Source organism: Oryzomicrobium terrae, from assembly GCF_008274805.1.
GTDB classification, from domain to species: domain Bacteria; phylum Pseudomonadota; class Gammaproteobacteria; order Burkholderiales; family Rhodocyclaceae; genus Oryzomicrobium; species Oryzomicrobium terrae.
Genome location: NZ_CP022579.1, coordinates 3,355,211 through 3,367,314 on the forward strand (window position 1 = coordinate 3,355,211; position 12,104 = coordinate 3,367,314).

The 12,104-nt window shown below is 67.4% G+C and carries 13 protein-coding genes; 10 read left to right on the forward strand and 3 right to left on the reverse strand.

Annotation, left to right across the window (positions count from 1 at the left end; genetic code table 11):
- Positions 1 to 46: 46 nt before the first annotated feature.
- The 5 genes from OTERR_RS15190 (at position 47) to OTERR_RS15210 (ending at position 4,525) form a co-directional block, all read left to right on the forward strand.
- Positions 47 to 1,201, forward strand: a complete 1,155-nt coding sequence (locus OTERR_RS15190) for an ABC transporter substrate-binding protein (RefSeq protein WP_054621894.1) — start codon at positions 47 to 49, stop codon at positions 1,199 to 1,201.
- Between the two features lie 87 nt (positions 1,202 to 1,288).
- On the forward strand, positions 1,289 to 2,170 hold the full coding sequence (locus OTERR_RS15195; RefSeq protein ID WP_149426283.1) for a branched-chain amino acid ABC transporter permease: 882 nt from the start codon (positions 1,289 to 1,291) through the stop codon (positions 2,168 to 2,170).
- Complete coding sequence (locus tag OTERR_RS15200; protein ID WP_149426284.1) at positions 2,170 to 3,033, forward strand: branched-chain amino acid ABC transporter permease; 864 nt, start codon at positions 2,170 to 2,172, stop codon at positions 3,031 to 3,033. The genes OTERR_RS15195 and OTERR_RS15200 overlap by 1 nt, the downstream gene beginning before the upstream one ends.
- Positions 3,030 to 3,812 carry an ABC transporter ATP-binding protein gene (locus OTERR_RS15205; protein WP_054621891.1) on the forward strand — a complete coding sequence of 261 codons (783 nt, stop codon included), beginning with the start codon at positions 3,030 to 3,032 and terminating at the stop codon, positions 3,810 to 3,812. The genes OTERR_RS15200 and OTERR_RS15205 overlap by 4 nt, the downstream gene beginning before the upstream one ends.
- Positions 3,812 to 4,525 carry an ABC transporter ATP-binding protein gene (locus OTERR_RS15210; RefSeq protein WP_149426285.1) on the forward strand — a complete coding sequence of 238 codons (714 nt, stop codon included), beginning with the start codon at positions 3,812 to 3,814 and terminating at the stop codon, positions 4,523 to 4,525. Before OTERR_RS15205 ends, OTERR_RS15210 begins: the two co-directional genes overlap by 1 nt.
- A 257-nt stretch (positions 4,526 to 4,782) precedes the next feature.
- Here OTERR_RS15210 and hemL read toward each other — a convergent pair whose 3' ends face one another.
- From hemL to thiD, 3 genes are read right to left on the reverse strand one after another with little or no spacing between them, the layout of a single operon-like run.
- Entirely contained in the window at positions 4,783 to 6,078 is a 1,296-nt protein-coding gene (gene hemL / locus OTERR_RS15215; RefSeq protein ID WP_054621889.1) for a glutamate-1-semialdehyde 2,1-aminomutase, read from the reverse strand.
- 26 nt (positions 6,079 to 6,104) lie between these two features.
- Complete coding sequence (gene thiE, locus OTERR_RS15220; protein WP_149426286.1) at positions 6,105 to 6,785, reverse strand: thiamine phosphate synthase; 681 nt, start codon at positions 6,783 to 6,785, stop codon at positions 6,105 to 6,107.
- A gap of 37 nt (positions 6,786 to 6,822) precedes the next feature.
- A complete protein-coding gene (thiD, locus tag OTERR_RS15225) occupies positions 6,823 to 7,854 on the reverse strand; it encodes a bifunctional hydroxymethylpyrimidine kinase/phosphomethylpyrimidine kinase (RefSeq protein ID WP_149426287.1) in 1,032 nt (343 codons plus the stop codon).
- Between the two features lie 198 nt (positions 7,855 to 8,052).
- On the opposite strand from thiD, the gene OTERR_RS15230 reads away from it, so the two are divergent.
- From OTERR_RS15230 to OTERR_RS15250, 5 genes are all read left to right on the forward strand, one after another.
- Complete coding sequence (locus tag OTERR_RS15230; protein ID WP_223116072.1) at positions 8,053 to 8,205, forward strand: rubredoxin; 153 nt, start codon at positions 8,053 to 8,055, stop codon at positions 8,203 to 8,205.
- 136 nt (positions 8,206 to 8,341) lie between these two features.
- Positions 8,342 to 8,704, forward strand: coding sequence for a response regulator (locus OTERR_RS15235; RefSeq protein ID WP_187775359.1), 363 nt, complete (start codon positions 8,342 to 8,344; stop codon positions 8,702 to 8,704).
- An 85-nt stretch (positions 8,705 to 8,789) separates the two neighbouring features.
- Complete coding sequence (locus OTERR_RS15240; protein ID WP_054621884.1) at positions 8,790 to 9,152, forward strand: response regulator transcription factor; 363 nt, start codon at positions 8,790 to 8,792, stop codon at positions 9,150 to 9,152.
- A 65-nt stretch (positions 9,153 to 9,217) separates the two neighbouring features.
- Positions 9,218 to 9,730, forward strand: a complete 513-nt coding sequence (locus OTERR_RS15245) for a chemotaxis protein CheW (RefSeq protein ID WP_054621883.1) — start codon at positions 9,218 to 9,220, stop codon at positions 9,728 to 9,730.
- 124 nt (positions 9,731 to 9,854) lie between these two features.
- Positions 9,855 to 12,062 carry a methyl-accepting chemotaxis protein gene (locus OTERR_RS15250; protein WP_149426288.1) on the forward strand — a complete coding sequence of 736 codons (2,208 nt, stop codon included), beginning with the start codon at positions 9,855 to 9,857 and terminating at the stop codon, positions 12,060 to 12,062.
- Positions 12,063 to 12,104: the final 42 nt, after the last annotated feature.

Below are 12,104 nucleotides of genomic sequence, written 5' to 3' on the forward strand. Positions count from 1 at the left end.
AGGGTTCGCTTGGACTCTTCGCCAACCAGAACACATTGGAGAACGTATGCGCTTCCTGCCCAAAACCCTTGCCCTCGTGAGCGCCCTGGCCTGTGCCGGGCTGGCCCAGGCCGCCGACATCAAGATCGGCGTGGCCGCCGCCCTGACCGGCGGTGCCGCCCAGTACGGCGTTTCGATCCGCAACGGCTTCCAGCTGGCCGCCGAGGAGATCAACGCCAAGGGTGGCATCAACGGCAACAAGATCCAGCTCGTCATCGAAGACGAGCAGGGCAAGAAGGAAGAAGGCATCAACGTCTTCAAGAAGCTGATTTTTCAGGACAAGGTGCTGATGGTCTTCGGCCCCACCCTGTCCAACTCCATGTTCGCCGCCGGCCCCGTGGCCAACGCCGCCAAGACCGTGGTGTTCGGCACCTCCGTCACCGCCAACGGCATCACCGACATCGGTCCCTACGTGTTCCGCAACTCGGTGATGGAATCCGACGTGCTGCCGGTGACGGTGGCCACCGCCACCAAGCACTACAAGCTGAAGAAAGTCGCCGTCATCTACGGTAACGACGACGCCTTCACCAAGAGCGGCTACGACGTCTTCAAGAAGGTGCTGGAAGACCAGAAGCTGCCGGTCACCACCACCGAGACCTACGTCAAGGGCGATGTGGACTTCAAGGCCCAGCTGACCAAGATCAAGGGCTCCAACCCGGATGCCGTGGTCTGCTCCTGCCTGGCCGAAGAAGCCGCCAACATCATGCTGCAGGCCCGGGGCCTGGGCATCAAGGTGCCGTTCATCGGCGGCAACGGCTTCAATTCGCCCAAGCTGTTCGAGATTTCCAAGCTGGCCGGTGAAGGCACCTTCGTCGGCAGCCCCTGGTCCAACACCAACCCGGCGCCCGCCAACAAGGCCTTCGTTGCTTCCTACGTGAAGAAGTACAACGCCGAGCCCAACCAGTTCGCCGCCCAGGCCTTCGACGCCCTGCACGTGGCCGCCGCCGCCCTGCAGGAAGTGAAGCTCTCCGGCGACGTTAACACCGACCGCGAGGCCCTCAAGAACGCCCTGCCCAAGGCCACCATCAACGGCGCCACCGGCCCCTTCAAGTTCCGCGCCGCCGTCACCAAGACCGGCAAGCCCGGCGGCTGGGATGCGGACCAGAAGCCTTTCATCTATGTGGTCAAGGGAGGCAAGTTCACCGCCTTCGACGGGAAGTAAGCGACTGTCCGCGTAAGCCCGTCTTACCCATCAATGCGGGGCCGATGAAAATCAGCCCCGCATTGCATTTGCAACTGGAATTTCCCCATGCTTGAACAACAACTCCTCAACGCCCTGACGCTCGGCAGCGTCTACGCGTTGTTCGCCCTGGGTTTCACCCTGGTGTTCGGCGTGCTGGCGGTGATCAACCTCTCCCACGGAGCGGTGTTCATGGTCGGCAGCTACGCCGCCCTGGCCATGGTCAGCCACCTCAACGCCCCCCTGTGGGCCGCCCTGCTCGGCGCCATGGTGGTCAGCGGCACCGTCGGCCTGCTGGTGGACGTGCTAGTACTCAAGCCCCTGCGCGCCCGCAACGCCCCCCACCTGATTCCCATGATCGCCACCATCGGCGTCGGCATCATGCTGACCAGTGCCGCCCAGGGCCTGTTCGGCGCCGAGGTGCTGCGCTTCCCCGAGGACGTCATGCCCGCCGGCGAATTCATGGTCGGCGACGTGCATGTGCGGGCCCTAGAAATCGCCATCGTCGCCATCGCCTTCCTGCTCATGGCGGTGCTGTTCACCATCCTCAAGCGCACCCAGCTGGGCCGCGCCCTGCGGGCCATCGCCGAATCGCCCAAGGCCGCCTACCTGCTGGGCATCAACGTGGAAGGCCTGTTCCACATCACCTCCTTCGTCGCCGCCGCCCTGGGCGGTATCGCCGGGGTGCTGATCGGCCTCAACTTCAACGCCATCACCCCCTTCATGGGTCAGCCCATGCTGCACAAGGGCATCGCCGTGATCATCCTCGGCGGTATGGGCGACATCCGCGGCGCCCTGATCGGCGGCCTGTTCCTCGGCTTTGCCGAGGTCATCAGCAAGGCCTACCTGTCCAGCCAGATGGGCGATGCCGTGGCCTTCGGCCTGCTCTTCCTGATCCTGCTGGTCCGCCCCTCCGGCCTCTTCGGTCGCAAATTGGAGAGAAAAGCCTGATGGAATGGTTTAACGACTTCTGGTCCACCTACAGCACCCTGGTGTTCTCGGTGGGCGTCCACGCCCTGTTGGCCCTGTCCATCTGGCTGACCCTGTCCTGCGGCCTGCTATCCCTGGCCAACGCCGCCTTCATGGGCGTCGGCGCCTACGTATCGGCCCTGCTCACCCTGCATCTGGACTGGTCCTTCCCCGCCGTACTGCTCGCCGGCGGCGTCGCCCCGACCCTGGTGGCCCTGATCATCGGCGCCCCGGTACTGCGCCTGTCCGGCGTGTATCTGGCCATGGCCACCCTGGCCTTCGGCGAGGTGGTGCGCATCACCGTGCTCAACCTGGAGATCACCGGCGGCCCCGAGGGCCTCAACGGCATTCCCCTGGCTACCGAAGGCTGGCATATCGCCCTGATCTTGGCGGTGACCGTCTACGGTCTGGCCCGGCTGCGCCGCTCCAAGGTGGGCCGCGCCTTCGAGTCGATCAAGGAAGACGAGGTGGCCGCCCGCCTGATGGGCATCAACGTGGACCGCTACAAGCTGTTGGCCTTCGCCCTCGGCGCCTTCATCGCCGGTGTGGCCGGGGCCCTCAACGCCCACTTCACCTTCTTCATCAGCCCCCGGGAATACGGCTTCGAGAACGCCGTGGACATCCTCACCATGGCGGTGCTGGGCGGCACTTCCAGCCTCATCGGCCCCATGCTGGGTTCCTCCATCCTCACCCTGTTGCCGGAACTGCTGCGCTCCCTGCAGGACTTCCGTTCCCTGGTGAACGGCGCCGTGTTGGTGCTGGTGGTGCTGTTCCTGCCCAAGGGTCTGTGGGAATCCCGCCGCATCAAGGCCTTCTTCAAGCGTCTCAAGGGAGGTGAGGCATGAACGCCCCCCAGCAACCCAATCTGCTGTCGATCCGCAACGTCGGCAAGCACTTCGGCGGCCTGCACGTGCTGCAGGACGTCAGCTTCGAAGTGCCCGCCGGCAGCATCTACGGCCTGATCGGCCCCAACGGCGCCGGCAAGACCACGGTGTTCAACCTCATCACCGGCCTGCTCACTCCCAGCGCCGGCCAGATCGACTTCCAGGGCCAGTCCCTGATCGGCCTGGAGCCCCACCGCATCACCCACCAGGGCATCGCCCGCACCTTCCAGAACATCCGCATCTTCAAGGAGATGGATCTGCTGGAAAACGTCATGGTGGGCATGCACGACCACCTGGACTACGGCGGTTTCGGTCTGTTCTTCAACAGCCCGGCCTGCCGCGCTGCCGAGAAGAAGGCCCGGGAACGGGCCCTGGAGCTGCTCTCCTGGGTGGGCCTGGACCACAAGGCCGACATGCTGGCCGACAACCTTTCCTACGGCGACCAGCGCAAGCTGGAATTCGCCCGGGCCCTGGCCACCGAGCCCAAGCTGCTGCTGCTCGACGAGCCGGTGGCGGGGATGAACCCCTCGGAAAAGACCATCCTGATGGAAGAGATCAACAACATCCGCAACCGGGGCTACGGCGTCTTCATGATCGAGCACGACATGCGCTTCGTCATGGGCCTGTGCGACCGCATCGCCGTGCTCAACTTCGGCCGCATCATCGCCGAAGGCACGCCGGACGAGGTGCGCAACAACCCGGACGTGATCGAGGCCTACCTGGGCAAGGAGGACGAGTAATGAGTGTGCTCCTGCGCGTACACGACCTGGCCGTGGCCTACGGCCACATCGAGGCCGTCAAGGGCCTGGACTTCCACCTCAACGAGGGCGAGATCACCGCCCTGGTGGGCGCCAATGGCGCCGGCAAGAGCACCACCCTGCTGGCCCTCTCCGGCCTCATCAAGGCCTCCCGGGGCAAGATCGAGTTCCAGGGCGAAGACATCTCCCGCCTGCCCGCCCACCAGATCGTCGAGCGGGGCCTGGTGCAGGTGGCCGAAGGCCGGGCCATCCTCACCACCCTGACGGTGGAAGAAAACCTGCAGCTGGGCGCCTACACCCGGCAGGACAAGGAGGGCATCCCCGCCTCCATGGAAGAGGTGTACCAGCTCTTCCCCCGCCTCAAGGAACGCGCCCAGCAGTTCGCCGGCAACCTTTCCGGCGGCGAGCAGCAGATGCTGGCCATCGGCCGGGCCCTCATGGCCAAGCCCAAGCTGCTCTTGCTGGACGAACCCTCAATGGGCCTGGCCCCCATCGTGGTGCAGGAAATCTTCCGCATCCTGGTGGAAATCAACCGCCGCGGCCTGACCATCCTGCTGGTGGAGCAGAACGTGCGCCAGGCCCTGAAGATCGCCAAGCACGGCTACGTCATCGAAACCGGCAAGATCGTGCTGGCTGATTCCGGCGCCAACCTGCTGGCCAATCCCAAGGTGGAAGAAGCCTACCTGGGCGGCTGATCGCCCGATCCCGCCACGCCTCCAGTCTGTCCGCCGCACCAGCCACTGCAGCCCGGCGCAGCGGACAGACACCGGCAAGCGCCCAAAACGAAAACCCCCGCCAAGACCCAGGTCTGGCGGGGGTTTTCATTTACCCTGCCCCAAGATCAAGGCAGGATGCGGCTCTTCAGGCGCCCTACCAGGAGAACAACGCGGGGCGCGGCGCTCCAGGCACCCTGCCCGGAGAACAAGGCAGGACGCGGGGTTTCAGGCAGGACTCAATCGGCCAGGCCGGCGAACACCTGCCCGGCGGCAGCCACCGTGGCGGCAATGTCGGCCTCGCTGTGGGCGGCCGAGACGAAGCCGGCCTCGAAGGCCGAGGGGGCGAAGTAGTGGCCTTCCGGTGCCACCTCCAGCATGGCGTGGAAGAAGCGGTTGAAGGTGTCCTTGTCGCAGGTCATCACTTCGGCAAAGGAGGTGGGCGGCTCGGCGCGGAAGTACAGGCCGAACATGCCCCCCACGGACTGGGCCGAGAAGGTGACGCCGGCCTTGGCGGCGGCGGCGGAGAGGCCGTCCACCAGCTGGCCGGTGCGCGCCGCCAGGGTCTCGTAGAAGCCCGGCGCCCGGGTCAGCTGCAAGGTGGCCATGCCGGCGGCCACCGCCACCGGGTTGCCCGACAGGGTGCCGGCCTGGTAGACCGGGCCCAGGGGGGCGATCTTTTCCATGATCTCGCGCTTGCCGCCAAAGGCCGCCACCGGCAGGCCGCCACCGATGACCTTGCCCAGGGTGGTCAGGTCCGGGTCGATGCCGTAGAGGCCCTGGGCGCCCTGGGGGCCGACGCGGAAGCCGGTCATCACCTCGTCGGCGATCAGCACCGCGCCGTGCTTGGCGGTGAGGTCGCGCATGGCTTTGAGGAACTCGGGGCGAGGCGCCACCAGGTTCATGTTGCCAGCCACCGGCTCGAAGATCACCGCGGCGATCTTGTCGCCGTGACGGGCGAAGGCGTCGGCCAGCTGTTCGACGTTGTTGTAGTCGAGCACCAGGGTGTGCTGGGCCAGGTCCGCCGGCACGCCGCCGGAGGAGGGATTGCCGAAGGTGAGCAGGCCCGAGCCGGCCTTGACCAGCAGGGAATCGGCGTGGCCGTGGTAGCAGCCCTCGAACTTGATGATGGCGTCGCGGCCGGTGTAGCCCCGGGCGAGGCGGATGGCGCTCATGGTGGCCTCGGTGCCGGAGGACACCAGGCGCACCATCTCCAGGGAGGGCAGCAGTTCGCACAGGTAGTCGGCCATGGCCACCTCGGCTTCGGTGGGCGCACCGAAGGACAGGCCGTTGGCCATGGCCCGGCTCACCGCCTCCAGCACCGCAGGATGGGCGTGGCCGGCGATCAGCGGCCCCCAGGACCCCACGTAGTCCAGGTAGCCCTTGCCATCGGCGTCAAAGGCGCGGGCGCCCTGGCCGCGCTGGAAGAACAGGGGCGTGCCCCCGACCGAGCCGAAGGCGCGGACCGGGGAATTCACCCCACCGGGAATGTGGCGGCGAGCGGCGGCGAACAGGGTGTCGTTACGGGACGTCATGGTCAGGGTTCTCCCGGAAAGCAGGTCTAGAGCGAGGGTTCAGCAGAGGCCCCGGCCGCGGCGAAGAGGCAGCCGTAAGCGGCCGCCCGGTCGGCGATGTCGGGGGCGGAAAACAGGTCGGTGATCACCGCCAGCCAGTCGGCCCCGGCGGCGATCACCTGGGGTGCATTGGCCAGGGTGATGCCGCCGATGGCGCACACCGGCAGGCCGTGGGCGGCTTTGGCGGCCGCGAGCAACGTCAGCGGCGCGGCGGCGGCGCCAGGCTTGACCGACGAGGGGAAGACGGCGCCGAAGGCCAGGTAATCCACGTGGGGCGCGGCGGCGGCGGCCCGGGCCGGGTCGGCGTAACAGGAGGCGCCGATCAGCAGATCCGGACCGAGGCGGCGGCGGGCGGCGCCCAGGTCGCCGTCGTCCTTGCCCAGGTGCACCCCGGCGGCGCCGACGGCCTGGGCCAATGCGGCATCGTCGTTGATCAGCAGGGCCGCGCCGTGGCGGGCGCAGGCTGCCGCCAGGGCCTCGGCCACCGGACGACGCGCGGCCGGCTCGGCCAGTTTGTCGCGGTACTGCAGCAGCTTGGCGCCGCCGGCCAGGGCTGCCTCGGCCCGGGCGAGCAGCTCGGCAGCCGGCAGGCCGTCCGGGGTGATGGCGTAGAGGCCCCGCGGGGCGGGGAAGCGGCGGGCGGTGGAAGGCGAGCGGAGCGGAAGCATGGCGGTCGGGCGGAGAAACGCAGCAGCGTGCGCCGGATCAGGACGGGCGGCCGTCGCCGGCCAGGCCCCGGGCCCAGAAGAAGCGGTCGGGCACGCGCCGCCCCATCCCGGCGCGGAATCCGGCGGCCAGGGCGTGCCAGCAGTAGTCCTGGGCCTCGCGCACCGCATCCTGGATGGTCAGGCCGTTGGCCAGGTTGGCGGCGATGGCGGCCGACAGGGTCGCCCCCGCGCCGTTGAAGGGGCCGGCCAGGCGCTTCCAGCGGTAGGTGTGGACCAGGCCGGTTTCGTCGTAAAGGCGGTTGACCACGTCCGGCGAAGGGGTGTGCACCCCGGTGAACAGGACATGGGAGCAGCCCCGCTCGATCAGGGTCCGGGCCAATTCGGCAGCCGGGGCGGCATCATCGTCCGCCGGGTCCGCCGCTACGCTGTCATCGCCTTCCACGTCGTCGCCGGCATCGTCCTGGTCCTCGCCGCCACGCGCCGGCAGGTCGCCAGCCAGCAGGCGGGCTTCCAGCCGGTTGGGGGTGACCACCGTCGCCTGGGGCAGCAGCAACTCGGCCACGGCGGCGGCCAGGGCCCGGTCCGATTCCAGTTCGCCGTCCCACTGGGCTTCCCAGCTGTCGCCCCAGGCTTCGGAGAGGTCGTCGGCCAGACGCGGCCCATCGCCGCTGCCGACCGGGGCCGGTGCCAGGGCCACCGGGTCGAGCACCACCGGAATGTCCGGATAGTCGGCGAGGATTTCCGCCACCAGGGCGGCATTCTCGACGCTGCCCAGGCGGCCGACCTTGAAGGCACCGACGCTCATGTCCTCGAGCAGGGTGCGCGCCTGGTCATCGATCCATTCCGGCGACACCGGCTGCAGCGCGTCCAGGGCGGCGGAATCCTGCACCGCCACGGCGGTCAGCACCGACAGGGGATGGCAGCCCAGGCTGGCCAGGGTGAGCAGATCGGCCTGGAGCCCGCCGGCACCGGTGGGGTCGCTGGCGGCAAAGGTCAGAACGATGGGGGGAGAGGCATGGCGCGGAGCGCCACCCCGGGGACTGGCAAGGGGGGAACTGGGGTGAGACATGGAGCAATCGGTAGGGCCTGGAACGCGGCGGGAGGCCGCCCGTCAGGGCCGCTTGGCGGCGCCGGAGGCGATTCGGTAAGATCGGCTCATTCTAAACGATTCCGCCGGGGCCGGCCGGCCAGCCCCGGCCCACTGCCGTATTCCCCGTCCCTGCCCATGACCGATTCCACCACTGCTCCCCGCCCCTACCGCACCTGGATGTGCCTGATCTGCGGCTGGATCTACGACGAGGCCGCCGGTTCGCCCGAGGACGGCATCCCGCCGGGCACCCGCTGGGAAGACGTGCCGATGAACTGGGTCTGCCCGGAATGCGGCGCGCGCAAGGAAGATTTCGAGCTGACCGAGATCTGATCCGTTACGGCGGTATGACATGCCCTAGGCAGTCACAGGTCCGTGTAATACCATTGGCAAACCATATAAAAACACACGCCCATCGGCTCAGGAGGAATTCGTGTCGGACCCGCAAGCCCTGCACGGCATCAAGGTGATGGTGATCGACGACTCCAACACCATCCGCCGCAGCGCCGAGATATTCCTCACCCAGGCCGGCTGTCAGGTGTTGCTCGCCGAAGACGGCTTCGACGCCCTGGCCAAGATCGCCGATCACCAGCCGGACCTGATCTTCTGCGACATCATGATGCCGCGGCTGGATGGCTATCAGACCTGCGCCCTGATCAAGAAGAACCCCAAGTTCTCTGCAACCCCGGTGATCATGCTGTCCTCCAAGGACGGCCTGTTCGACCGGGCCCGGGGGCGTATGGTCGGCTCGGATCACTACCTGACCAAGCCGTTCACCAAGGACACCCTGCTTCAGGCGGTCACCGACCACCGCGGCCGCAACGCCGCCTGACCCGCCCCCGCTCGTCCGCCGCTCCACCGTATTTGCCCGTCACCGATCTTTCCATTCCCCCATTCATCCCGCCAAGGTTGCCGTCATGCCTGTGAAGAAAATTCTCGTTGTGGACGATTCCCCCACCGAACGCGCTTTCCTGACCGAAATCCTGACCAAAGCCGGCTATCAGATCGTCACCGCCGAAAACGGCGAAGAAGGCATCACCAAGGCCAAGAGCGAACATCCGGACTTGGTGCTGATGGACGTGGTGATGCCCGGCCTGAACGGCTACCAGGCCACCCGTACCCTGACCCGTGACGAGGACACCAAGAACATCCCGGTGATCGTGTGCACCTCCAAGGGCCAGGAAACCGACAAGATCTGGGGCCTGCGCCAGGGCGCCCTCGACTACCTGGTGAAGCCGGTCAAGGCCGACGAACTGCTCGCCAAGATCGCCGCCCTGTAAGTCGGCCGTCCGTGCCCATGGCCACCGCGCCCCACCGTCACCTGGTTGCATGAGGATTTCGCTCGATGGCGAAAAAAATCAGCCTGCGCGAATTTCAGGAACACCTGGCCAGCCGCCTCGCCGGCGCTGCCCGGGGCGAGGCCGAGCCGGCCCTGCTCGGGGTCCAGGCCGGCGGTGAGAACTGGCTGCTCGAACTGTTCGACTCCGGCGAGATCGTGCCCCTGCCGCCGATCACCGGCGTGCCGCTGACCCGTCCCTGGTACGTAGGACTGGCCAACATCCGCGGCACCCTGTTTTCGGTGAGCGACTTTTCCGCCTTTCTCGGTTGCGATCCCACCCCGCACAATGCCAATGCCCGGCTGGTGCTGGTGGGAGCCCGCCACGGCAGCAACGCCGCCCTGCTGGCGGCGCGCCTGCTCGGCCTCAAGCGCCGCGAGGGGCTGACCCCGCTCCCCCCCCTGGAGTCTGGCCCGGAATGGGCCCGGGAACGGGTCGAGGACAGCGAGGGGCGCCGCTGGCGCAAGCTGTCGGTGAAAGGCCTCTTGGCCGATCCCGATTTCATGCACATCGGTGCCTAGGGACGGCCCCAGGCACCGCCAATACTCACAGACATCCGCCGCGGCGACGTACCGCGGCAGGTTGCAACCAACGCCGGGCGGCAATGGCGCCGCCCGTGGGGAATCACTCAGGGAGTCCTCCTCCATGGCTTTCAATTTCAAGCTGCCGCAGTTCAGTCTGTCCCGCAAGAAACGCCCCGATCCCGCCTCGGACCCCACGGTTTCCGCCCCGGCCCGCCCACAGCGCGAAGCCGTCGCACCGCGCCCCTCCGGCGCCACCGCCAAGCCGGCCAAGTCCTCCCTGCGCAAGCTGGCCGCCCCCGGCTTCCTCGCCGCCTATCCGGTCGCCAAGCAACTGCAGATCCTCGGCGGCACCCTGGTCGTGGTGCTGATCATCGACGGCGCCCTGGTCTGGCGCGACAACCGGGATGCCGCCAACGGCACCACCTACGTTTCCGCCGCCGGTGAAATGCGCATGCTCTCGCAGCGCATCTCCAAGGCCGCTTCCCTGGCCATCCAGGGCAACCAGACGGCTTTTACCCAGCTCAAGGACTCCCGCGGCAAGTTCGCCGACCTGCTGCAGAAGCTGGCCAAGGGCGGCGAGATCAACGGGGTGAACGTGCCCGCCTCGCCGGATGCGGTGACCTCCGAGCTGGGCACCCTGGAAGCCGAATGGGGCAAGACGGAAAAGAACGCCGACAAGCTGCTGGAGATGGAGAAGAACCTGATCTCCCTGGGCAAGGACGTGGCCACCATCAACAACAAGAACCCTCAGTTGCTGGAGTTGGCCGAACAGACCGCCTCGCTCAAGCTGCAGGGCGGCGGCGGTACCCGGGAAATCGTGGCCGCCAACCAGCTGGTGATGCTGACCCAACGGATCGCCAAGAACGCCTCGGCCCTGCTCGGCGGCGACGCCATCGATCCGGAAGTGGCCTTCCTGCTGGGCAAGGACACCAACAACTTCCGCGACATCCTGAACGGCTTGCTGCGCGGCAGCGAAAACCTCAAGGCGGTCAGCGAGGGTGACACCCGGGCCAAGCTCGGCGAACTGGAAGTCGCCTTCAAGGAATACCAGGCCGCCGTGGGCGGCATCCTCGGCAGCATGCAGCGCCTGGTGGTGGCCAAGCAGTCCGGCGCCGCCATCTTCCGCGATTCGGAAAAGCTGCTGGAGCAGACCTCCAAGCTGCAGGACGCCTACCAATCCGCCTTCGTCACCCGGGCCACCAACACCGTCCTGCTGACCGTGCTGTCCCTGCTCGCCCTGGCCATCCTCGGCCTGATGGGCAAACTGTACCTGGATGACTCGCGCCGCCGCGCCGAAGAGGCCGAAAGCCAGCGCCAGGAATCGGAACTGTCCAACCGCGCCAACCAGGACGCCATCCTGCGCCTGATGAACGAACTGGGCGACCTGGCCGACGGCGACCTGACCGTCACCGCCACGGTGACCGAGGACATCACCGGCGCCATCGCCGACTCGATCAACTACACCATCGAAGAACTGCGCGTGCTGGTCGGCCGCATCAACGACGCCGCCAACCGGGTGACCGCCGCCACCGAGATCGCCAAGCTCAACTCGTCCGAACTGCTCGCCGCCGCCGAGAAGCAGGCCGACGAGATTCAGGCCGCCGGCCGTTCGGTGCTCGACATGGCCCGCTCGATGAACCAGGTGTCGGGCAACGCCAACCGCTCCGCCGAGGTGGCCCAGCAGTCCCTGTCCGCCGCCGAAAAGGGCACCCAGGCGGTGCAGGACTCGATCCGCGGCATGAACGAGATCCGCGAGCAGATCCAGGAAACCTCGAAGCGCATCAAGCGCCTGGGTGAATCCTCCCAGGAGATCGGTGAAATCGTGGAACTGATCTCGGACATTACCGAGCAGACCAACGTGCTGGCCCTCAACGCGGCCATCCAGGCGGCCTCCGCCGGCGAAGCCGGGCGCGGTTTCACCGTGGTGGCCGAGGAAGTGCAGCGCCTGGCCGAACGTTCCGCCGAGGCGACCAAGCAGATCGCCGCCATCGTCAAGACCATTCAGACCGACACCCAGGACGCCGTGGCGGCCATGGAAGAATCCACCCAGGGCGTGGTGGACGGCGCGCGCAAGTCCGATGCCGCCGGCCAGGCCCTGGCCGAGATCGGCGACGTGTCGCGCCAGCTCGCCACCCTGATCGAAAACATCTCCTCCGCCACCCAGGGTCAGGCCCAGTCGGCGACCCAGGTGGCCAACACCATGTCCGGCATCCTGCGCATCACCGAGCAGACCACCGCCGGTACCCAGCGTACCGCCGAAGCGGTCGGCGAACTGGCCGGTCTGGCCTCCGAACTGAAGGGTTCGGTCGCCGGCTTCAAGGTGAACTGAGCGCCGCCGCCCCGCCCCCACGTCCCAGACCGAGACCATTAC